19 protein-coding genes are annotated in these 22885 nt (G+C 46.4%); all 19 read right to left on the bottom strand.

Features of this window, described 5'->3' with window-relative positions; translation table 11 throughout:
• Positions 1–4: 4 nt before the first annotated feature.
• The 19 genes from AACR75_RS17485 to mshL all read right to left on the bottom strand — a co-directional run bounded on the left by AACR75_RS17485 (position 5) and on the right by mshL (position 22872).
• The gene (locus AACR75_RS17485) at positions 5–3889 is read right to left on the bottom strand and encodes a YhdP family protein (protein ID WP_047688136.1); all 3885 of its coding nucleotides are present in this window, start codon (positions 3887–3889) and stop codon (positions 5–7) included.
• A 10-nt stretch (positions 3890–3899) separates the two neighbouring features.
• The gene (gene rng, locus AACR75_RS17490; protein WP_019281135.1) at positions 3900–5369 is read right to left on the bottom strand and encodes a ribonuclease G; all 1470 of its coding nucleotides are present in this window, start codon (positions 5367–5369) and stop codon (positions 3900–3902) included.
• 22 nt (positions 5370–5391) lie between these two features.
• Positions 5392–5958, bottom strand: a complete 567-nt coding sequence (locus AACR75_RS17495; protein WP_026027832.1) for a Maf family protein — start codon at positions 5956–5958, stop codon at positions 5392–5394.
• Positions 5955–6443, bottom strand: a complete 489-nt coding sequence (gene mreD / locus AACR75_RS17500) for a rod shape-determining protein MreD (RefSeq protein ID WP_013857872.1) — start codon at positions 6441–6443, stop codon at positions 5955–5957. Before mreD ends, AACR75_RS17495 begins: the two co-directional genes overlap by 4 nt.
• The gene (gene mreC, locus AACR75_RS17505) at positions 6433–7320 is read right to left on the bottom strand and encodes a rod shape-determining protein MreC (protein ID WP_047688139.1); all 888 of its coding nucleotides are present in this window, start codon (positions 7318–7320) and stop codon (positions 6433–6435) included. Before mreC ends, mreD begins: the two co-directional genes overlap by 11 nt.
• Before the next feature lie 51 nt (positions 7321–7371).
• Positions 7372–8415 (bottom strand): rod shape-determining protein, encoded by a 1044-nt coding sequence (locus tag AACR75_RS17510; protein ID WP_047688141.1) that lies wholly within the window; start codon positions 8413–8415, stop codon positions 7372–7374.
• 170 nt (positions 8416–8585) lie between these two features.
• Positions 8586–12263 carry a DUF6701 domain-containing protein gene (locus AACR75_RS17515; RefSeq protein WP_231564161.1) on the bottom strand — a complete coding sequence of 1226 codons (3678 nt, stop codon included), beginning with the start codon at positions 12261–12263 and terminating at the stop codon, positions 8586–8588.
• A gap of 55 nt (positions 12264–12318) precedes the next feature.
• The gene (locus AACR75_RS17520; protein ID WP_047688142.1) at positions 12319–12747 is read right to left on the bottom strand and encodes a hypothetical protein; all 429 of its coding nucleotides are present in this window, start codon (positions 12745–12747) and stop codon (positions 12319–12321) included.
• Complete coding sequence (locus tag AACR75_RS17525) at positions 12719–13489, bottom strand: PilW family protein (protein WP_017047093.1); 771 nt, start codon at positions 13487–13489, stop codon at positions 12719–12721. The genes AACR75_RS17520 and AACR75_RS17525 overlap by 29 nt, the downstream gene beginning before the upstream one ends.
• Positions 13489–14046: a type IV pilus modification PilV family protein gene (locus AACR75_RS17530; protein WP_052190316.1), complete on the bottom strand. Its 558-nt coding sequence runs from the start codon at positions 14044–14046 to the stop codon at positions 13489–13491. The genes AACR75_RS17525 and AACR75_RS17530 overlap by 1 nt, the downstream gene beginning before the upstream one ends.
• Positions 14036–14533: a prepilin-type N-terminal cleavage/methylation domain-containing protein gene (locus tag AACR75_RS17535; RefSeq protein ID WP_047688145.1), complete on the bottom strand. Its 498-nt coding sequence runs from the start codon at positions 14531–14533 to the stop codon at positions 14036–14038. The genes AACR75_RS17530 and AACR75_RS17535 overlap by 11 nt, the downstream gene beginning before the upstream one ends.
• Before the next feature lie 134 nt (positions 14534–14667).
• A complete protein-coding gene (locus tag AACR75_RS17540; RefSeq protein WP_017047096.1) occupies positions 14668–15141 on the bottom strand; it encodes a type II secretion system protein in 474 nt (157 codons plus the stop codon).
• Between the two features lie 37 nt (positions 15142–15178).
• Positions 15179–15754 (bottom strand): prepilin-type N-terminal cleavage/methylation domain-containing protein, encoded by a 576-nt coding sequence (locus AACR75_RS17545; RefSeq protein WP_013857881.1) that lies wholly within the window; start codon positions 15752–15754, stop codon positions 15179–15181.
• A gap of 95 nt (positions 15755–15849) precedes the next feature.
• Entirely contained in the window at positions 15850–16311 is a 462-nt protein-coding gene (locus tag AACR75_RS17550; RefSeq protein WP_017050659.1) for a hypothetical protein, read from the bottom strand.
• A gap of 10 nt (positions 16312–16321) precedes the next feature.
• Positions 16322–17539 (bottom strand): type II secretion system F family protein, encoded by a 1218-nt coding sequence (locus tag AACR75_RS17555; protein ID WP_013857883.1) that lies wholly within the window; start codon positions 17537–17539, stop codon positions 16322–16324.
• A gap of 12 nt (positions 17540–17551) precedes the next feature.
• Positions 17552–19276 (bottom strand): GspE/PulE family protein, encoded by a 1725-nt coding sequence (locus AACR75_RS17560; protein ID WP_047688147.1) that lies wholly within the window; start codon positions 19274–19276, stop codon positions 17552–17554.
• A complete protein-coding gene (locus AACR75_RS17565; protein ID WP_047688149.1) occupies positions 19266–20396 on the bottom strand; it encodes a tetratricopeptide repeat protein in 1131 nt (376 codons plus the stop codon). Before AACR75_RS17565 ends, AACR75_RS17560 begins: the two co-directional genes overlap by 11 nt.
• Positions 20393–21238 carry an ExeA family protein gene (locus tag AACR75_RS17570; RefSeq protein WP_026029164.1) on the bottom strand — a complete coding sequence of 282 codons (846 nt, stop codon included), beginning with the start codon at positions 21236–21238 and terminating at the stop codon, positions 20393–20395. The genes AACR75_RS17565 and AACR75_RS17570 overlap by 4 nt, the downstream gene beginning before the upstream one ends.
• A gap of 5 nt (positions 21239–21243) precedes the next feature.
• A complete protein-coding gene (gene mshL, locus AACR75_RS17575) occupies positions 21244–22872 on the bottom strand; it encodes a pilus (MSHA type) biogenesis protein MshL (RefSeq protein WP_047688151.1) in 1629 nt (542 codons plus the stop codon).
• Between the last annotated feature and the right edge of the window lie 13 nt (positions 22873–22885).

The following is a 22885-nucleotide window of genomic DNA, read 5'->3' on the forward strand; positions in this document are numbered from 1 at the left end:
TTCCCTATTTTTCAGTCAATTTTCTCAACTTTTCTGGCAATTTAAACTCGCCCCTACTACGTGAAAGCTCTTTAACAACCGGTGAATTAATTGGTCCTTTAACCTCATAGTTGACTTGGGTAAAGACCTCAACCACAGGTGCAATCACGGTCGTAATAGCGAGGACATACAGCGCTGTTTGCGGCGTCACCGCAAAAGCCGTCAAGACGGGAATTCCTGATGTGATGTCTGGTACAAAATTCACCTCAGCATCAACAGTACGGCTATTGAGATCCGCTAAGCCTTTAATGGTCATTTCACCGGCAACAGCATCCATTTTGATGTTGTTGGTAACAAAAATCCCTTGCGAAATTTCACCACTGCCCGTAATTGAGTTAAAGGCCATTCCTTTATCAAACACGTCACTAAAATCGAGCTGCATTTTACGGATAATGGAATCTAAACTGAATAATCCGAGTAAACGAGCGGCACCGCTGACATCAGAAACGACACCTTTACCCATAGTAGTCTCTATCTTGCCTTCTAAGCTGTCGATCTTCATTGACCAAGGCGCGCCATCCCATTCGGTTTGACTCGACATTTCAAATGGCGCTCTTTGGATACCGGAGCTGATGCCAAAGCGCTCCATCAAATCGCTATTATTGTCACCTTTCATGGTGAGATTCAGTTGGGTATGGCTACGCTCATCACCTTGCGCGTCTTTATTCAACGTCCAAGCACCACTGATATTGACTTGGTTTGAACCACTACTAATATCAATCTTCTTCCATTGCAAAGTATCACCTTGCCGTTGGAAGTCCATATTCATCTTGCCCACCTTGTAACCCTGCAACCAAAGATCATCAATGGCCAAAGTTAAGTTTGGCACCAATCGATGAAACTGTCGGTCAAAATCAGTAATAAGCGGCTCAGACTGGCGATCTTGATCAACCAACAGTGATTTTTTGGGGCTGTCCTCCAGCTCAGGAATGTAAACGTGCAAGCGTTCAAGCGAGACGGACAAATCATAAGGTTCAATATAACTCGCTTGGCCTTTTGCTTCTTGGCTCTCGAGCTGTGCGTACCAACCGAGATTTTTACGTCTGGCATTAAAATCAACATCGTGCCACTCAATGCCCGCCAGTAGAAGTGCTTTGACGTTGATGTCCACTCTCTCTGGTGGTGGGATCTCGGGAGTATTCATCTCCGCTAGAGCTGATTTTTTCTTCGGCTGAGGCTCATTGGCCAAACTCAACCATTCATCCAAATTAAAGGTATCGCTGCGGATCTGCGCATGGTGGCCAACCACTGGGCTGATTTTGAAATTGCCGCTCCCTACTATGAGATTGGTGGCCGTCAGGCGTGGTTTTTTCGATGTGATATCGATTTCAGCTTGGTATTTCGCTTGTGGTAATTGTAGGCGAGCGGTGATCGACTCTTGGTTACCCGATGCTTGCAAGTGAGCTTTGCCTGCCACGTTGAAGGCTTTTTTTAGCGGGTAAGGGTAATCACTTTCTACCATTTTTAAATCGGCTAAGGTATTGATTTGATAAGTGAAACCGACATCATTGAGCTGAATATCAACGCCCATTTGCCAAGGAGCATGCCCTTTTAAACGGTTTAGCCAGCGCTCACCGACAAAAGGCGTCAGGGGTTTAATATCCCAGTCTCCCACCACATCAATATTCACCGCGTAACCTTGGCTGGCATTTTCACCTTTAAAATCAATCGCGATCGGTTGAGTCAGCAGATCCGCCGACAAACCAGCTGCCGTCACAACGTCATTATCAAATTCAATTTTGCCAGAGACACCCTCAAGCACCATTGGCGGTGCATCAATTTCCACGTGGTTATTGTTTAAATTCGCCCAACCCCATGCTCGGGGTTCCTGCTCACTATCAAAAGGAATACGAAGCTGAAATTCAGATTGCACTTCGCCACTGACTTGGATCGCCGTTAACGCCGCTCCCACCGAATCCACTAAAGGCGTTGAGGTCATATAGTCGCGTACGGCATTGCCTTGGGCTGTTGCACTGGCTTCGATTTCGATGTGTCCACCTTCGGCTAGCTCAGGTATTCGCCCTGTGATCCGCTGGGCAGTGACATCCATTAAGGTCGCAGAGTGTGAATCAAGGTACATCGCATCGTTTTCAAACAGCAGATAGAGTTGCAAATTGGTGATCGGCGGCCACGCCGTATCAAAACTAAATTTCGCCTCTTTTAAACCAACCCAAGCTTGGAATACGCCATTGTTTTGTTGGTAGGGAAAATCGCCAAGTTCACCATACCAAAGCAGTTTAGCGGTGTTGGCTTTACCGCCTTGAATCGCAGTAGAGAGATAGTCTGTTAACTTGCGCCCCAATGCTAAGGTGGGCAAATAACGCCAAGTTTCACCTGCATTGTATAAGTCCGCTTCCGCATAAAATGAAAGTAAAGGACTACGTTTTTCAGGAAAATCGAGACGAAATGATCCAAGCACTTGTAAGTCAGGCGTCGCCGCAGTCACTTTACTGGCCCACAATGACCAGCCATCGGCTTGCTTTTGCCACACAACATCGGCTTCACCTTGACGAATATTCAATGGTGCTTGGAAAACCTCACCATAAGGTAACACGTCATCAATCAGCGTTACTTTGGCGCGAGCACTCTCCATGCTACCTGCAATGGAGGCTTTGAGATGGTGTACTTGTGGCAATAACTGCCATTGTGCCATGGCGCCATCACTGAGTTCGGCAGAATAACGAAGCGATTGCAGGCTATCTCCTTTGCTGAGCCGAATATCTTCTAAGGTGCCCCCCAAATCCAATAGCTGCAAAAGCTCGTTCGTTTTGCTGGAATCGGGCATCATTTTCACAAAGGGAAGCAAAGTTTTTATGTCCAACTGAGATAAGTTCAAACGCCATTGCGTCGGTTGCCATTCAAACGCGGCATCAAGTTTAGGCCACACTTCGTCATCCGTGCGCAACTGAAGTGAGTAAGCGTTAACTTGCCATCCTTGTTCAATAGGTAACAGTTTGATGATTCCCGACTCTAACAGCAATTCATGCTGACGCTCTTCACCCCAAACCAGTTCAGAGGGCTTAAGTTCGACATAGCCATCTTTGGGTTGGTTATGTTCTAAGGTCAGCCAGGCATTAAAACTCACCTGTCCTTTCTTAATGCCGGTTTCGTCTTTGAGATAACGAGTCAACCACGGGTTTATTTTGATATTGTCAGCGCTAACATAGAAGCGACCTGAAATATCGCGTAGTGACCCATGATCTTCAAAGTTAGCACTCACTAACAGAGAGTTAATACTGGTATCAGCGATGCTCACCACGCCTTCAGCTTTATGTTGCTGAGCGTTATTTTTCCACCGAAGACGTTCAATATCTAACTGGCGAATCTCCCCCGCGACAGATTGATAGAAAACCGTCGAGTCGAGTAGCGCAAAATCATCCAATTGCCGCAACAGTAGGTTGTCTAAACGTTGAATGACATTGCCTTGTGTGCGGCTCTGTTGGTTATCTTCAGCCTGTAGCTCAAGCCAGTTTACCGAGCGAATATCCAATTTGAGTTGATGAATACTGAGATCCGCGACCACAGGTTGCATTTGCAGTATTGACTGAATGAGGTCAAATTCAACATCGATTTGTTGCGCAGAAAAGTGAATTTGCGATCCATCGGGTAGCTTTGCTTTTAGCCCCTTAAGTGCAATTGACGGGTGAGTATTACGCCAAAAACCAGTGACCTCACTTAATTCAAATTCAAAACCTGAATTTTGGTTAATCAACGTTTGTATTTCGCCTTGGAAACGATTCATTTGTGGCAAAAACACACGCAAGGTGGTGACAGCAACAGCCAGCATCACTAACACGCAAACGATAAACCACAATACTATTCGCCAAAGGCGCGTAAAAGTTGAGATCACAAAAGCCCTACTACATCATCACAACGTCAAATTGTTCTTGAATATAAAGTGGCTCCGCTTGGATGCGCACTTCTTTTCCAATAAACACTTCCAACTCAGCAAGAGCATGAGACTCATCACCTTGCAAGGTTTCTGCCACCGCAGGGGATGCGTAAACCACAAATTTATCCGCATCGTAAGCGCGGTTGACACGCGTGATTTCACGTAAGATTTCGAAACAGACGGTTTCAACGGTTTTCACACTGCCGCGGCCTTCACAGGTTGGACAACTTGAACATAACACGTGTTCAATACTTTCACGGGTGCGCTTACGCGTCATCTCCACCAAGCCTAACTGCGTAAAACCATTAATATTCGTTTTGACGCGATCTTTAACCAGTGCGGCATCTAAGGAGTTGAGCACTCGCTTACGGTGCTCTTCAGACATCATATCGATAAAATCAATAATGATGATGCCCCCTAAGTTGCGCAAACGTAACTGACGGGCAATGGCTTGAGTCGCTTCAACATTGGTATTAAAAATGGTTTCTTCGAGGTTACGACGGCCAACAAACGCGCCAGTATTGATATCAATCGTAGTCATGGCTTCGGTTTGGTCGATGATAAGGTATCCACCAGACTTGAGCTCCACTTTACGCTCGAGAGAACGCTGAACCTCGTTTTCGGTGTCGTACATATCAAAAATAGGCTTGTCACCTTCATACAGTTCAAGCTTATCGGTTAACTCAGGCACAAACTCTGAGGTAAACTCTTTGAGGTTCTCAAATTCAAGTCGTGAATCGACTAAAATCCGCGTCAAATCGGTGCCGACAAAATCTCGTAAAATACGCTGAGCTAAACCCAATTCGCCATACAGTGTCGAGCGTGTTTTGTATTTAACTCGACGCTCCAACACTTTCAGCCATAGCCGTTTAAGAAAGGCGGCATCTTGTGAAAGCTCTTTCTCATCAGCCCCTTCAGCGGCGGTACGAATAATGAACCCACCGTGCTCATCACAATAATGAGACACGACTTTTTTGAGACGATCACGCTCTGATTCACTTTCAATGCGTTGTGAGACACCAACATGACTTGCGCCGGGCATAAAAACGAGATAGCGCGAAGGTAGGGTAATATCTGTCGTTAAACGGGCGCCTTTAGTGCCTAATGGATCTTTGACCACTTGCACCACGATATCTTGGCCTTGACGAACTAGCTCTGAAATATCACGAACTTGAAACTGCTGTTTTTCGTTCTCAGCCACACATTCAGTATGAGGAACAATGTCAGAAGCGTGAAGAAAAGCGGCCTTGTCTAAACCAATATCGACAAAGGCGGCCTGCATTCCGGGAAGAACTCGGCTGACTTTTCCTTTGTAAATATTGCCCACAATGCCGCGTTTCGCTTCTCGCTCAATGTGGACCTCTTGAAGAACTCCGCCTTCAATCATCGCCACTCGAGTTTCACTCGGGGTGACGTTTAGTAGCAACTCTGCACTCATGAGTACACCTCAATGTTTTTAATTATATAAATTCGTGCAAGAGCTGGTCAGTTTCGAATAATGGTAATCCTACAACAGCGTAATAACTGCCCTCGATCTTCGTTACAAATCGTCCACCCAATCCTTGAATGCCATAACTGCCAGCCTTATCGCAAGGTTCACCCGATTGCCAATATTGTTCTATTTCTTCATCTGACAAAGGTTTAAACCATACATCCGTCGTTACCACGACGGATTTAGAATGATCATGTGTTGCTACGGTTACGGCCGTCATCACTTGATGTTTTGTACCAGATAGGCTGCGTAACATCTGTTGTGCTTGAGCAAAATCAGCAGGTTTTTCAAGTACTGTTTCACCTTGCACGACTATGGTATCAGACCCAATAACTATCGAAGCAGGGTTGGATAAAGCAACACCAGCCAGTGCCTTATCACGTGATAAACGTTCAACATACACTGCTGGGGCTTCATGCTCATTACGGCACTCTTCAACGTTGGGCACCACAATATCAAACTGATAACCCAGTTGAGTCAGTAACTCTCGTCTTCTTGGCGAGCCAGAAGCTAATACAATTTTTTTATTCATCATCTAAGGTGCCAGTGGCGTCGCACACGACGAAGCAGTAGGAACATCCAAGGCCATAATATGCAATTGATCATACCAACCCATAGCGAGAGCGGGTTAAATGTCACATCTTGAATTAAATATTCGCCGCAGAAGATCAGCACTTCAAGCAACATAGATAACACGCCAATGATTACGGCTTGTTGCCATAACGCCATATTACGCAGCACTAAGAAGTTAATCGCCACTAAGTAGACAACAATGGCCATCATCATGCCACGAATGCCCAATGTTGAACCAAGCAGCAGATCCCATAACAAACCAAGGATCAAAGCCGACCCTACGTTGACTCGATGCGGCAACGCTAAAACCCAATAGCATGTCACCAGCAGTAACCACGATGGGCGCAATAGATCCAGCTCACCCGGCCAAGGGATAGTTTGTAAAACCAGAGCAAAGAGAAATGATGCACCAATCACCAATTTACTTTTCACGACACTACTGGCCATCGGTTGCTTCCTCTAACATTTTCTCTGGCGTAACTTGCAATACTTTCTGCTGCCTATCTTCGTTAGGCCAGATCAACAGCAAATAGCGTAGACGATCAAAATCCACCACGGGATCGGCGGTGATCGACGCAAATTCACGCTGGGTATCTTTGTCGACCACCGAAACGTGTGCGACAGGATAACCTTCAGGATATACGCCCCCTAAACCTGATGTGACGAGCAAGTCACCCACTTCAATATCAGTGCTGGTGGGTATGTGTTCCAATTGAATACGATCCACCTGGCCATTCCCTGAAGCAATCACTCGAATATCATTACGAATAATCTGCACTGGAATCGCACTATTGGTGTCAGTCAGCAACAACACCCGGCTGTTATGAGCCGCAACAAAAGTCACTTGGCCAACAATACCTTTGTCGTTAATAACGGGTTGCCCTTCGTAAACGCCATCTGTTCGCCCTTTATCAATCACAACTTGGTGACGATAAGGTGAGGTATCGACCGCCATCACCTCAGTGACAACCTTCTTTTCATCACGAACAAAAGAAGATCCAAGCAATTTACGTAACCGCTGGTTCTCTTCGCGGTATTGATCAAACAAGATCAAATCACTTTTCAAGGTGATCGCTTCTCGTTTTAAACGTTGATTCGATTCAATCAGTTTTTGATGAGTGGCGAATCGCTCATACAGATCATCAAACATACTGCGCGGTAAATCCGCCATGTATTGAATGGGAGCCACTAAGCTATTAAGAAAAAAACGAACGTTGGAAAAAGTACCTAAACGACTATCAGCCAGCATAAGACTGGCTGATAAAATCACGGCAAAAAAGAGACGTAGCTGAAGAGATGGTCCTCGACCAAATATTGGCTTCATTCTATAAAAATCCTAGATGTCATAATGGGAGCTTTACGGCTCCCAAAGCCATTATTCTTCGCTAAATAGGTCGCCACCGTGCATATCGATCATTTCCAACGCTTTACCGCCACCAAGGGCAACACAGGTTAGAGGATTATCGGCAACCACGACTGGTATTCCCGTTTCTTCGGTCAAGAGGCGGTCGATATCTTTGAGCAGCGCTCCACCACCGGTTAATACCATACCATTTTCTGAGATATCAGAAGCAAGCTCTGGCGGACACTGTTCAAGCGCAACCATCACCGCAGAAACAATACCGGAAAGCGGTTCTTGCAGTGCTTCTAAGATTTCATTGGAGTTAAGAGTAAAGCTACGAGGGACCCCTTCAGCAAGGTTACGACCACGAACTTCAATCTCCATCACTTCATCGCCGGGGTAAGCCGAGCCAATTTCATGTTTGATTTTCTCTGCGGTCGCTTCACCGATTAAGCTGCCGTAGTTACGACGCACATAATTGATAATCGCTTCATCAAAACGGTCACCGCCGATACGCACAGAGGAAGAGTAAACCACACCGTTCAAGGAAATAACGGCAACTTCAGTCGTACCGCCACCGATATCGACCACCATTGAACCCGTTGGTTCAGAAACACGCAGACCAGCTCCGATGGCCGCCGCCATAGGCTCATCAATCAAATACACTTCACGCGCGCCAGCACCGAGTGCTGATTCACGAATCGCACGGCGTTCAACTTGGGTGGAGCCACAAGGCACACACACCAGAACGCGAGGGCTTGGTTTGAGTACACTGTTGTCATGCACCTGCTTGATGAAGTGTTGCAACATTTTTTCGGTCACGTAGAAATCCGCAATCACGCCGTCTTTCATAGGACGAATTGCAGAAATATTCCCCGGCGTACGACCAAGCATCTGCTTAGCGGCATGACCGACAGCAGCAACGCTTTTTCCACCACGACCTTTATCTTGGCGAATAGCAACAACGGAAGGCTCGTCGAGGGCAATACCTTGTCCTTTAACGTATATAAGAGTATTGGCGGTACCTAAATCGATCGATAGATCGTTGGAAAACATGCCACGCAGTTTTTTGAACATATTCTTCGCTCGTCCTGCAAGAATTAGAAGATAGAAAATTGCACTAAATGTACCAATGCCTTGCGATCACAGCAAGGCGTTGACGCATAAACATGGACTGAAACACGCAATTTCTAACAGATTCCTAACTTAGGTAGAAAAATCTCTATGAATTTGTGTGAATTATCCGGTTAATTTTTTTCACGCCACCAGATTACCCGGTCGCTGCCTCGGTACAATCCAAACTGTACTCGGCCTGAGACTTCATTTTCAAACGCGCTATTTTGATCATTGTAGAGACGCAACCAAGGCAACCCATGAGCATTGAGATCAAGCAAAGTATCAATGAATCCTTGATGACCCGCTCCCGGAGCCGTAAAGTTGATATTCGCGGTACCCAAAGTGAGCGTTTGACTGGCTAAAGTAGGATAAACTTCAGGAGCCCCACCGGAACCTAAAGTTAGATCGGTCGGCGTTAAAGTGAAATTCGCAAGATCTGGTAACCTTGTACAGCGATCAAAGCTATTGGTAACAAAGCCATTGGCAGTGAAGTATTCGCTCGTAATTGGCTGACTTAACGCACTCGTTTCTGGGCCGTAAGTGTCGTGGATCACCAGTTTTCCCCAGCGCAATTTCATCTCATCATCAATGTCTGTAATCGTATAGTTTAGGCAAGGATCACTGGCCGTTTCTCGGTAGCAAACTCCATCAAGGTCTGTAAGATCGGATACCAAGAGGGTAAGATCTAACTTGCTGTTAAAAGGCACTATTGGTTGTGGTGGCTTTTGGTAGATCAATATCTCCCCAGAGAGTTCAATGCGAGAATCAACGCCATTGACTCGGTTCACACTCGTCAAATCGCTATCAAAGCTGATTGGTAAACTATTCACAGTATCGTTATATATTCGGTTGTCCCACTGCCGATCATAACGCCACCAAGCACTGTCGAAATAATTGATCGTTTCACTGCCTGACGCGGATCTTGGGTGTAAGTAAATACCCGGATTGTCTTTATATCCAAACGGTTGTCCTAAATAACTGAACGATTCGTCATTCGGAGAAGTCACCTCACACTCAGCCTGTAAGCTGGTCACCACCGAAGAAGGAGAAAAATAGGCTGGGATAAAACGACCTATCGGGCCCGTTGAGGCAACGGCAATCGGCAGATTCTCACTCGCTAAATCGAGTCCAAGATACGTCGTTGGCGCGTTCAGCGAGAAATCAAACACCCCAACCTCACTCACTCTTTGTTGTACAGTCGTCGAGCTACCTAATTGGTGATCATATTCAACTTCGCCGAGAGCACCGGGCACGCCTGTCGCTGGTGCGATTAGAGTATGTTTAAGCTCAATGTTTGCTTGTTGATAATTTGTCACGCCTAAATTGTTAGTGAAATCATTATCCTCAATCGGTGCCTCCGCAACCGCTTTGATATTGAGATTAAAGTTTTCATCTGCCCTTGCAAAAACCAAACAGCTTAAGTCAGCAGCAGGGCACTTTCCATCTGGATGAGCTAAGTTATAAGAGTGATTGGTGCTAAGCACCAACGCACGAGGAACTCGTATAAAAGTCGTTTGACCTGTTAGTTGCAAATCCTGCTCATCACCACTCCCCGTTAAACGAGCATTCAAAGCAAGGCTACCAGCCTCACGATAGGATACGTTAATGCTCGCCTCACCATTTTGGTTGAAATTGAGCACCACTGGCATCGCAGTATTGGATGACTGCCCTACCGCCACACTATTCACACCAACCGATAAAGCTCTAAAACCTTGCCCCCCATTAGGACTCAAGTAATCACTCCAAAAGGAAACGGGTTTTTGTACATTTTGAAAACTAGGCAAACACAGTTGTGAAGCGTTATCTTTTCGTACCGCTTTAATGGTCCCAGTTACCGATTGATTGGCATAGGAATTAGGTATATCCAAAATGAAGCCACTGTCAACGAAATTAAGCGTACAATTTTGGGCAGAATACCCCCCACTACCATATCGACAAAGATTGGTCGAAAAAGGTTTAGCACTAGGTACTGAGCTCTGAACCCCCACAGTTACATTTCCTGCGCTATTTTTACGAAGCTTCAGGTTGGCAATGCCATTCGTCATATTAACTTGGGAGCCACCTTGCCATCCACCGCCAGCAGAAGGCAATGAATTTGGTAATAAAGTCGCGGAGATCGGCTGTTGGTAAAGCTCATTACAACTGCTATTTGCACAAGCTTGTATTTGTACATCAGCGGCGTTGCAAGTTAGCCCATCTGACGATGGTAAAGTAAAACGAAAATGATCAACCTGCTCCCCCACGTCACGAGACTTCAAGGCACAAACCTTAAAGTTTTCAATCTCATGGTTATTAACAGAAGCCCCTGTTGAGCCTGCAAGAGAAAGTAAAAACTCTTCAGGTGTCGCACCTTGATTAGGATTCGATAGCACATTAAACCAATCGATAACTGTCTGCATATTGCCATTCACCAGACGATCCACACGAACATAAACCGCGTTATTATTTCGTGAATCGATGGTGATGAAATAGCGATGCCCGGGACCTGGCCCTGGAAAAGAACAGTTACCGCCCCACCATTGACAAGTACGACGTACATCCAGCTTGGGGTTCAAATTAGCGGCAGTTCCCACTAGATAGCGATAACTTGCGGCTTCAGAGCCTCGAATGGCAACGGCTTGGCGACGAAAACCAGGCCCTCCGACTCTTCCCTCTGTTGGGTTGGAATAATTTCCCCACTCATCCAAACCAACCCCAAGCCAACCTCCAGCAAAACCCGGCTTAATTGGATTGGAACTTGTGGTGGGTGCATACCCTAAAGAGCCGCCAAAACCACCCGTTCTAGGGATAATCTCGGCATCCGAAAAAATAATCGACACCCCATCAGCACCATCACCGGTTAAATTTGCCCACGCATAGTAATCAAACTCAACAGTAACTAAGTTGCCAGCCGCTGGGAAAATTCGTTGATAAGTCACTGCGGTTGCTTGGTTATTCTGATCCTCAGTTAAGCGTAAGCGATTACTGATCAAACTCGGCGTAAAGCTACCAGTACTAGTATAAGGGATCCAATTCTGACCAAGCGAGGAGCGGTTAAAATCATCCTCAAAACAAGCATAGCCTTGCTGCTCATTTTGATTGATCTGAGTATTCCCCTCCATCATTAATCGGCGGCTTGTCGTACGGCCATTGATTGTGGCAGAGTTATTCAGAGCCAGAGTGTTACCTATGTAAACATAACCATTAACTTGTGTATTACCATTCAGAGAAAGATTATTAAATCCAACGATCGTTAAATTCCCCGCACCAGAAATATTGATATCTGAACTATTCCAGCTAGAACTATTTTTTATAAATAGCCGAACATCGCCTTCTACTTCAACAATTGCATTGGAGTTTAGCTGTAATGTTTCAATCCAATAGTCACCGGACGACAACACAAGAGTTGCACTTGAGCCCATATCTAAAGACTTTATTTTATATTCAGACAACCCTGAAAATTGAAGCGTGCAGCTATCGTATAGTTGTAGTTTTCCTATATTTGATTGGTTCAATACTATGCTTTGTCCACTATAACACCAGTTGATTTGGTTATTATTATTACTGGAATTTTTGAATGCATTCCCACCGCTTAAACTTAAGGAAGCCACACCTCCCCCTGTAACTTGGCAAAACTGATCATCACAACGAGCATTTTGGCGTTCAGAAATATTGTTGATGGAACAAAATGCCAGTGGGTCACCCGCTGTTCCCGTAATCTGTGAGTATCCGTATTGGATAAGTTGAGGATTTGGAGAGCTTGCACAACTGCCCTGACCTTGGGCAACGTGAGGAAAATAGATAGAATTATCAATCTGCTGGAAAGCCATTACACTTGTTGCAGAGATAGATAGTATTGTGCTGAGCAGTATGCTAATCAGCCATTTATAGTGAATCACTTTTCACCCCCACTTCGATGACTCGCTGCAACATCCAATCACCAGACTGACAACGCCCGGTTGACGTCAGTTGATGAACAGTACGGCCATCATCCATTGTACCCACCAAATTACATTTAACCTTTGCGCTACATTGTGCTAATCCTTCACCTTGAAAGGTGAGGGTTTGTTCAGTGCCTGAATGACAACTCCCGCTGGTTGTCGTTTGATAAAAACGACTCAGTTCAACGTTGATCGCCGATCGCGCAGCCATTTCGGCCCTTGTCCCTAACACCATCGAAACCAATTGCTGGCTATTGCGCTGTTGATTACGATTCGCGACCGATGCAACAAAGCCGACCACCACAATGATAAAGATGGCCAATACTAAGCCGCTGCCTTGCTGTTTACGGCGTGTTGTAGATAAGCGCATCATGGTCAAACTTTACCTCCTCGCCGCGGTCGGAAAATGTCAGTTCAATTTTCACTAAGCCGTTGCGTTGTAGCTCTGGCTGCGTGACATGAAAGTTGGCTTGGCTAATGTTTTCAGCCATCAATACTGGAGTACCAAGCTGTGCAGGGCTGAGCGCACTGCGATTAAGCGCGTAATCCGCATAACGATAAATACGATTGTTCTGATAACAAAAAGCCACTGGCGTGCGATAAAAATAGACTCGCTTAGCTGGCGATTGAATTACAAACCCAGTCGGTTGTGCCAAGGCAACATCAACCATGATCGCATCGTTGGGTGGCGTAAAATCAACATCTGCGTTTACTTGCGCTGTTTGCCCGCTGGCACTTGGCGCTTGGCGTAGCGAAGCGGCGTTGGTTGGGAACACGACTAGACGATCGCCATTGAGTACCTTTTTGTCGATCGGCAATAAACGCACCGCAGCCGAAGGCGATTGCACGGTTGGCAGGTCGTTGTAGATCGCGCTGTCAGTGATCGGTAAAAACTCAATGCAACCATTTTCTACCATCACGCTGTTTGGTACCGCTTCACGCAGTTCTCGGCTCAGCCGCTCAGTAACAAAGCGCCCTTGTTGGATCAAAGCTTCACGGGCGGTGGTATCAACATAAATACCCATACTTTGGCGGATCACAGAGCCTAAAAATAGCCCGACCACCGACAACAGAATAATCGCAATCACCATTTCAATCAGGGTAAAACCACGCATCAGAAATTGCCCTTAATCGCCGCAAACGGGTAGCGATTGCCCTTCGGGTCAATGATCACCACAGAAACCCGCTTATAGTGAGTCCGTTGATTAGCGTTCACTCCGCTTAGTTGCCCACCGCTGTCCTGTTCATAAAATACATTGATCGCCGCAGTAAAGCCTCTATAACTGGTCGTATCTAAGAGTGTGCCGAGCACATCTTCAATTGGCCTTGGCTGAGCCGTGATAAAATCATCGACATCGTTGTATTGGTTAATACTCGCTTCACTATCCTTACCCAAAGCGTCATGAGCAGTGCACATTTCCTCTACCGTTCCGCTGAGTAAACACTCAGGCAATCCGCCATTGGGGCCGGATTTTTCGTCAAAGGCTCGGCCCATTACTTCATCCATAACCGCGCGGCCTAACTCGGCGGCTTTTACTGCTAGCACCTGTTCAGCGCTTTGTTGCGAGCGAGGATAAAGCGCGGCCGTGATGCCTGTCATGGCTATTGCTGTCACTGTGATAACGATGATCATCTCAATGAGAGTAAACCCGCGCGGCGCGTTAACACGCATAAATGTACCCCTCGCTATTGATACACACTTGGCGAGATTCACCCGATTGCAGATTATTTAAGGTAACAGTGCAGTTTGCCGTTAAGCACTGCGCGGCGCGACCTAAACTATCAAAATCTAAAAAATGGCTACCATCATTATTGGTTAACGTCAGGGTGATATCGTTCGCCGCAGCATCGACAAAACTGCTGTCTGCCAGCGTACTTGGTAGTGAAGTGGTGCAAGCACCAGCAGAAACGGAAGGAGATACTTGCTGTGCTTGATTATTGCTGACCAACCAGCGATTACAGAGGTCGGTACGCTGCATAGCGCGGTTTTGGGTCAAACGCAGTGAGGCCAACACTTCGCTTTGTGTGGTTACGCTTGAAAAGGAGGAGATGCCAGTATAACGGCTTGCGGCGTACACAGCGACAATGCCCAGCAGCACAATCACCACGACCAGTTCGATCAACGTAAAACCACGCCGTGCTGCTAAATGTTGCTGCATTTTATACCTCTAGCGAAAAAACAAGTGCTTAAAGTATATAAGAAATTTCCGTAGTGGGCTTAAGTTTTACTGACTTTTGTGGGTGATAAATAACTAGCAGTAAAGGCCAGCAATGCTGGCCTTTACTATGGTAATTAACAACCAGTAGGAGTAACTGTAATTGTTGGCGCAGAAGCCGAAGCATTCGTTGCATACGTAACATAGCAACTAGTATCGCTCGCATTTCCGCTAAAACTATAATGAATCACAGATGTAGTCACAGATGAGCCAGCACCAGACACCTCAATCCAATCACCACTCCCAGAGAGGCCTTCAACTGCATTTCCAATGCCATCAGTCGTAGCCGCAGGATAACCAAACGTCAAAGCAATATTATCAGCACTAGAAGCAGCGGTTACTGATGGTTGTGTTTCTATACCATTAATGGCTGAACGCCCATAAACGATACCAGCCGCACCTTGCATCGCCCCCTTCAAACCTTGTAACGAGGCTTCTCGCGCATCGCCTTGCAAATTCAAAAAACGTGGCGCAGCGGTGACGGCGAGAATGCCGAGAATGACAATCACAACCACAAGTTCGATTAGGGTGAAACCGTTTTGTCTTTTCATAGTTACTTTCTCTCTATGTTTTAATCAATGCGCAGACTTACTGCAAAGTGACGGTCACACGACCAGTTTTTATCTCATACACAAACTGGTGCGCGGTTCCGCCCTCTTTTTGCACATAAGTACAAGTGGCTTGACCGTCATCGGCTTGTGCTGAATATTTTACATTAGCGTTATTGGCTGCATTAGCGACTGTGTCAACTTTTGGTGGGTTTTGCAGCAAATTATCCATTAAATCAATACATGACTGATCCGTAATCGCCGCTGGATAACTGGTATTATCGGTATTGAGCGCCAACGGATAACCGTCCCTAAAACCTGTCGCGGCACCGCTGCTATCTGTAGAGCGAGTCAGCCAGAAATTGACACCATCATAGTTGACGGTGTTTTGTTTTTCCGAGCCCAAAGTCACAGAGGTTCTTGCCTGAGCTTCCCACTGAGCACGCGCCGATAGAACACCAGTAGCAAAACCACCGGCAACCCCTTCGATGCTGGCTTTTTTCGCTTCATCGGTGACATCTAAAAAGCGGGGTAGCGCTGCAACGGCCAATAAGCCGACAACCACAATCACTACGACTAATTCAACTAAGGAAAAGCCCGTTTGTTTGTTATCCATGCTCTACCTATCTCTTTGTTATTACCGTGTATTATACGCACTTGTTCTCGCATCGCTACGGGGCGAGTGCCCATTTCACTGTTTATGTCGAAAACTCATGCTGAAAAATCGACGCTTACTGTAAACTTATCCCTTAAAAGTTCAATGGTTATCACCTGTTTTTGGCTGTAAACATAGCGACATTGATACTGATTTGCTTGATGTGCCGATTCAATTGAAATCACTTTGCTTTCAAGCAGTTGTTCATCTGGGTATAGCAGGCTTAACCAATAACGACAATCTATACTTGATTCATTCTCAGCCAATGGTAATACCCAGCCCGTTGCGCTCATATTGAGTAATCGACCATTCGCGATTAAAGTTGAGGGCCGCCCCTTTAATAACCAATCTTGCTTATAAAAATTGGCACTTTCTACGATTTTACTGCTCGCCATCGCTAATGCGGTTTGATTGGCTTCTTTTTCTATCGACTGCCATGCTGATAGCAAAGCCATCAAAAGAACAAAGACAATCAACCCCCAAATTACGAACTGAGAACGCTCTATCGCCGTTTTCATCTGACAACCTTTATCCTTTGATCGCGTCGAGCATTCCCCACATTGGCAGAAAGATGCCAAGTGCCAGCACCAACACCATAGCGGCGACAATCACCAATAAAATCGGCTCTATGCGCGCGGTGAGGGTTTTGAGATCGTAATCCACCTCTCTATCATAGAAGTCCGCGACTTCAAGTAGCAACTCATCAATGCGCCCTGTCTCTTCACCCACCGAAATCATCTGAATAACTAATGGCGTAAAAATATTGGCGTTTACCGCGGTGGTGGATACGCTTGTTCCCGCTTCAATGGCAGCTTTCATTTCTAACAGGCGAGATTCTAGAAATTTGTTATCCAACGCTTCGGCAGATAATGCTATCGATTGGTTTAACGGCACCCCTGCTTTCAACATCAAGGCAAAAGTTCGAGAAAAACGCGCCAATTGAGCTCGGTTCACTATGCCGCCGACAATGGGCATTCTTAAGCGAAACTTATCCCACTTTTGACGCCCTGCTGCTGTGCTCAACCAAGCTCTGAAAGCAAATAAACACCCAAGCAATACGCCTATCATCATCGGCCAGTAGTTGACAAAGAAATCTGACATACCAATTAAAATGCGAGTTGGCAGCGGTAAATCAACCCCGAAACGGCTAAACATGCTAGTAAATTGTGGGATCACTTTAACGTTGAGAATGAACATCGCGACCAAAATAAAGCTGATGACAAAACTCGGATAACGCATCGCCGTTTTAATCCGTTTACGAGTTTCGACTTCTTGCTCGTAGTAATGAGACAATTGCAGCAAGGCTTCATCAAGCCGCCCTGTGTTCTCACCGACGTGGATCATCGACACAAACAACGGGCTAAAGACTTTCGGGTACATCTGCATTGAGCTCGATAAACTGCGCCCGTTGGTTAGCTCATTACTAACCGCTTCCAATGCTTCTTTAAGCTGTTTATTAGCACAATTTTGGATAAGTCCTTTCATCGAGCGCAGCAGCGGCACACCCGCCTTGGTCAAGCTGTAAAGCTGACGACAGAAGATCACCAACACCTCAAGTGGCACACTTGGGGTAAACAGCGATTTCCAATCAATCGAAAAATCAGCCCCTTGGTCTGACGAAATTAAGGTCGGAATCACACCCTTGTTAAATAGCGCTTCCGCCGCGAGCTCTTCTGTCGGGGCATCAACATGCCCAGAGGTTTTGCTACCATCTAAATTTCGACCCTGATAACGATACGTTGGCATGAGTAACCTTAACTATAGATAGATGGCTTGAATGATGCCGGATGAATCACCTTCACCTAAGCTCATCACTTCATCTAAACTGACAACCCCTTGTAGCGCCAACTCCATCGCCGAAGCTAGCAGCGGTTTGTATTGCTTCGACTGACGAGCGGCTTGCGCAAAACTAACCGCATCGTTGGCGCGCAGCGCATCCATCATCTCGTGTTCAAGTTCGAGCATTTCAAAAACCCCAATTCGCCCACGGTACCCCGTCAAATTGCAGTTCTGGCACCCACGTCCACGCGTAAAAGCCGCTTCAACTTGATTTGGGAAACGCACCGTCAGCCACTGTTTACGGGCTTCATCAACCTCATCCACCGCTTTACAATCGGGGCACACTTTACGCACTAAACGTTGGGCAACCACAGCCCGCACGGCGCTGGCCACTAAATAACCCGGCGCGCCCATGTCCATCATGCGCAAGGCGCTATCAACGGCATCATTGGTGTGTAAGGTGCTCAACACTAAGTGGCCGGTTAAGGCCGCGCGCAAACCAATTTCAACCGTTTCTTGATCGCGCATCTCCCCGACTAGAATAATGTCCGGGTCTTGGCGCAAAAAGGTTCTCAGCACCGTTGAGAAATCAAGGTCAATTTTAGGGTTGATTTGCACTTGGCTGATGCGTGGCAATCGGTACTCAACCGGGTCCTCAGCAGTAATGATTTTTTTGCCAGGAACATTGAGCTCTGATAACGCGCCGTATAGCGTCGTCGTTTTCCCTGAGCCGGTTGGGCCGGTCACTAAGATCATGCCGTGTGGACGTTTCAGTTGATGACGTAAACGCTGTAAAATATCATCAGGAATACCTGACTCTTCCAGTTTACGAACTCCGGATGATTGGTTGAGCAAACGCATCACCACCGATTCACCGTATTGTACTGGCATGGTCGACATACGAATATCGACCGATTGACCTTTGGCTCGGATATTAAAACGGCCATCTTGTGGGAGGCGTTTTTCTGAGATATCAAGATTGGCCATCAATTTTAAACGCAGCACTAAAGCCGAAGCGATGTTGGTTTCATTGAGTAGGGTTTCGTGTAATACCCCATCAATCCGCTGGCGTAAACGCAATACGTTAGCATCAGGTTCGATATGAACATCAGACGCCCCGACCTGAATCGCATCTTCAAATAGAGAGTTGATGAGCTTAACAACGGTCACTTCATCGCTGTCATCATCACCGATATCGAAATCAAAGGCGGTATTGCCTTGGTGTTCCAGTTGTAGCTGCTCGGCAAAGGACGCAATCTCTTTGGTGCGGCGATAGTAACGATCAAACCCTTCAACCAATTGTTTTTCTGGAGCAATAACAAATTCAAAACTGTATTGGGGCAATTGAGTAAGCAGAGATTCTTGAGCAAACAGATCCGCCGGATCACTCATTGCGATGCGCAGCGTGTCGCCATTTTTGCCAATGATTAAGGCGCGTAAACGGCGTGCATGCACTTCCGGGAGGATCTGCACTGCATCAATATCGACATTGGCTCGGCTGAGATCAATCAGCGGCAGCGAAAGTTGCTGCGATAAGAAGCTAAGCATCTGCTGCTCTGACAAAAAGCCGAGTTCGATCAGCGTGTCACCCAGTTTACGTCCACTGCGCTTTTGCGCAGCGAGCGCTTGTTCCACTTGATTTTCAGTGATGATCCCTTCTTCAACCAGCAGATCACCTAAGCGTTTTCGTAGCTTAATTTGCACTCGCACTCTCCTCTAAACTGCTTAGTACGACTAGGCGATCACGAATAAACAGTTGTGACTGACTCGAGAGGCCAACTTTCGCAAGCGCTTGTTGGTAGGTATATTTGGCCGCCTGAAAATCCATCGTGCGCTCTTGTGCTATCGCAAGCCCTAACCACCAGCGTGCGTTCTCAGCATCAAGCTTGACTAAGCGTTGATAGCTTTCTAATGCGAGTGAATCTTGCTTGGCTTTTTGTGCCAAGGCTGCCCTTAGCGAGAGATAATCGATCGAAGCATTGTCAGGTAAATGAACTAGAGGGGTTAACGCCGCTTCACTCTGCTTCTCTTTAATCAGCAATTTGGCTAACGCGATCCGCAAACTTTCTCCGTTATGATTGAGCTTTATACCGCTTTGTAAAATTTCAAAAGCTTTGCGTGCATCACCTTTGCCGTAATAGAGCGCGGATAATTTTTGACGGGCGAGTTCATTATCTGGGGTAAAGCGTAGCGCTTCACTGTACGCATCCAGTGCCTCTTTGAGCTCATTACTGTCCACGGCTTTATCAGCGCGGCTCATTGCTTTTACCGCCAGTTGCTCTGGCGTCAAATCCACTTGTTCAATCAAAACACTTGAGATTTCTTTGCCACTTTCAGCACCGAGCGCGACCACACGGTTAGAATGCAACGGCTGTTGATTGGCTAAGGCCGAATCCTGTTTAACCGTCACTGTGGGCGTTGCTGAATTTGACGTTTTTTTGTCCACTGCAACAACGGCAGTTTGGTAAACGGGACGATGAACTGGGACAATTTTGGTGGTCGGAGAAACAAGCGCAGGCGAAGTGCTTCGCTCATCAACCTCTAACAACAGGCTCTTAGGTTCATTCACTATCGCTTGATTGGCCAGTGTCTGACTGACCACTGTTTGACTGACCATTGTTTGGTCAACCGCAACTTGGTCAACCATAGCTTGCTGCTGTGACACCGCCCATCCACCGACCGCTAAGCTAGCAGCAAACCCGGCTACCATCCACAACCAAGCGCGGCTGCGTTTTACTTTCGCAACTTGCGCTGGTTGCAAGTTCACCACCGATTGGCGTTGCGCTTGTGCCAGTTTTGATAGTGCATCGTTCATCGCACTCATGATTGACTCCATCCCCACATAAAAGGGCGTTTAAACTTAGGCTTACAGGTATCAAACGTATCGTGAATCGCTGTAAATAGGTGCTGATTGCGAATCGTGCTGTCGTTTTGCGTAAAAGCCAGCAACAGAGCTTTGTGACACACTTGGTTAATCAAACGAGGGGTACCATAACTGGCTCGCCACAACGCTTTTTTCTGTTCAAGATTAAACAGTTGCGCATCACCTCCGGCTTTGCTCAAGCGACTCTCGATATAAGCGACTGTTTCATCTAAAGAGAGCGGCCGCAGATAAGCGCTAAAAGTAATTCGTTGGCGAAATTGGCGCAGATGGTGCTGCGCTAAACGCTCATCGAGCTCTGGTTGGCCGATCAACACCAGTTGCAACAACTTTGTGTATTCTGTTTCTAAATTGCCGAATAAACGCAGCACTTCCAATGCATCGTCTGGTAACGCTTGTGCTTCATCAACAATCGCGACTACTCGTTTCCCCTGCTGCTTTAGCACAATCAATTGTTGCTGAATACGATCAACAATATCCGCATCATCTTGCTTACTAAGGCCTAGTTCGCTGGCGACAGCTTGGCGAAGTTCTCGACCATTAAGCGCTGGGTTGGGTAAGTAAATCAGTGCAATATGATCATGTAAATGATTGATCAACATACGACACACCATGGTTTTTCCGGTTCCGACTTCTCCGGTTATCTTGATCACCCCTTCGCCTAAATCAATGGCAGCACTCACTGTCTGAATCGCCTCGTAATGTGGCGCTAAGCCTAAAAACAGTGATGTATTAGGCGTGAGATGAAAAGGCAGTTGCTCAAAACCAAAGTGCTCAAGATACATGATGTTTATTCTTCGTCTGGGAACCACTCCTGTAGTAGTTCACGCGAGCGTTCGAGCTCTTTTTGCCACGTATTAACACCCACAACCGTTGGTTTAAGCAAAATCACCAATTCGGTCTTCTCAGTCAACTCAGAGGTGTTACGAAACAGATATCCTAACCCGGGTAAATCCCCCAAAAAAGGGACTTTAGATACTTGATTGGAGGTGTTGGATTTCATTAATCCGCCAATCACCACCACGTCACCATCTTGTGCGCGGATTACCGAGTCTGATTCGCGGATCGTACTGCGCGCTAATGGCAACACAATTTGCTTGCCTGCATATTCAATTTGTTTCGTCTGCTCGTCGACTTCAATCACAGCGGGGTGCACGTGCAATAGCACATTGCCTTGGTCATCAATTTGTGGCGTCACGTCAAGCGAGATACCCGAGAAAAATGGCGTTAGTTGGATATCTGGTGCAACATTGGAGTTATCGCCATTACCAACCACACCCGTCACGTCAGTGACATAGTATTCATCGGTGCCGACTTTGATCACCGCTTTTTGGTTATTAGCAGCGGTGACTCTTGGACTGGATAGGACATTCAAATCCCCTTGAGTTCCCATGAAGTTAAGCACTGCTTTAAAACTGCCATCTGAAATGGTGACATTGGTTTGGCCTTGCAGCAGAGTGCCAATCGCATCCATCCCCGGCAGTAACGAGGCCGCACTACCGACCTTATTAATCACAACATCACCATTGCCAAAGGACATATTTGACCAATTGATCCCTTGCTGGTAACCATCGCTCAAGGTGACTTCTAAAATTTTTGCTTCAAGGATCACTTGTCGCTGCAGACGTTGCTGAGAAATGCCTAAAAACTCTCGCACTTCACGTATTTCATCTGGGTAGGCTCGAACAGTGATTACGCTCGCTTGTGGCGTGACAACAACGCCTTGACCTTTGCCCGAGCCAATCAGCTGTGCAACGGCTTTTTCAAGCTGCGGCCAGAAATCGCTTTCACTGGTGGTTTCAATTTCCGTTCCACCTTTCGAATTACTGGATGAGTTACTCGAATTGGAATTAGAACTGGAATTTGAGCTAGAACTACTCGAGGAACTAGAACCGGTATCCGTATTAGTGATCGTACCGGTGGTGATGGAAGTTAAAGAACGGCCCGTACGTTTAAGTTGTAAATAATCGACCGGGATAGTCACAGTACGCAGACCTGATGGGTAAACCTGAATCACTTTACCCTTTTTAATAATTTCATAGCCATACATGTCACGAACGACGGCCAATACATCATCCAAAGTCACGTCGGTTAGATTTACCGTTACACTTCCAGTAACTTCAGGGTGGATGGCGGCACTAAACTCAGTTCCTTTCACTAAACTGGCAAAAAATACCCTTGCATCCACATTATCAGCTTGGATACGAAAGCGTTTAACCGTTTCTTGACTGCGCGCTGTGATTCCCTCAATGTCAGGCATCAAGTCAGCTTCTACGGAGGCCGGTAGAACGGCTAGATTTCGGCTGTTGGCTTCATTAATCGCCTGATTCAAAGACTGTTTCATCTCAACTGGATCGCGATGTCCCATAGAACAGCCCATTAAGGATACGATGACTACGCCTAATACGATTTTACGCATACGATTTCTATAC

Origin of the sequence: Vibrio sp. ZOR0018 (assembly GCF_963865925.1) — a bacterium.
Classification (GTDB): Bacteria; Pseudomonadota; Gammaproteobacteria; order Enterobacterales; family Vibrionaceae; genus Vibrio; species Vibrio anguillarum.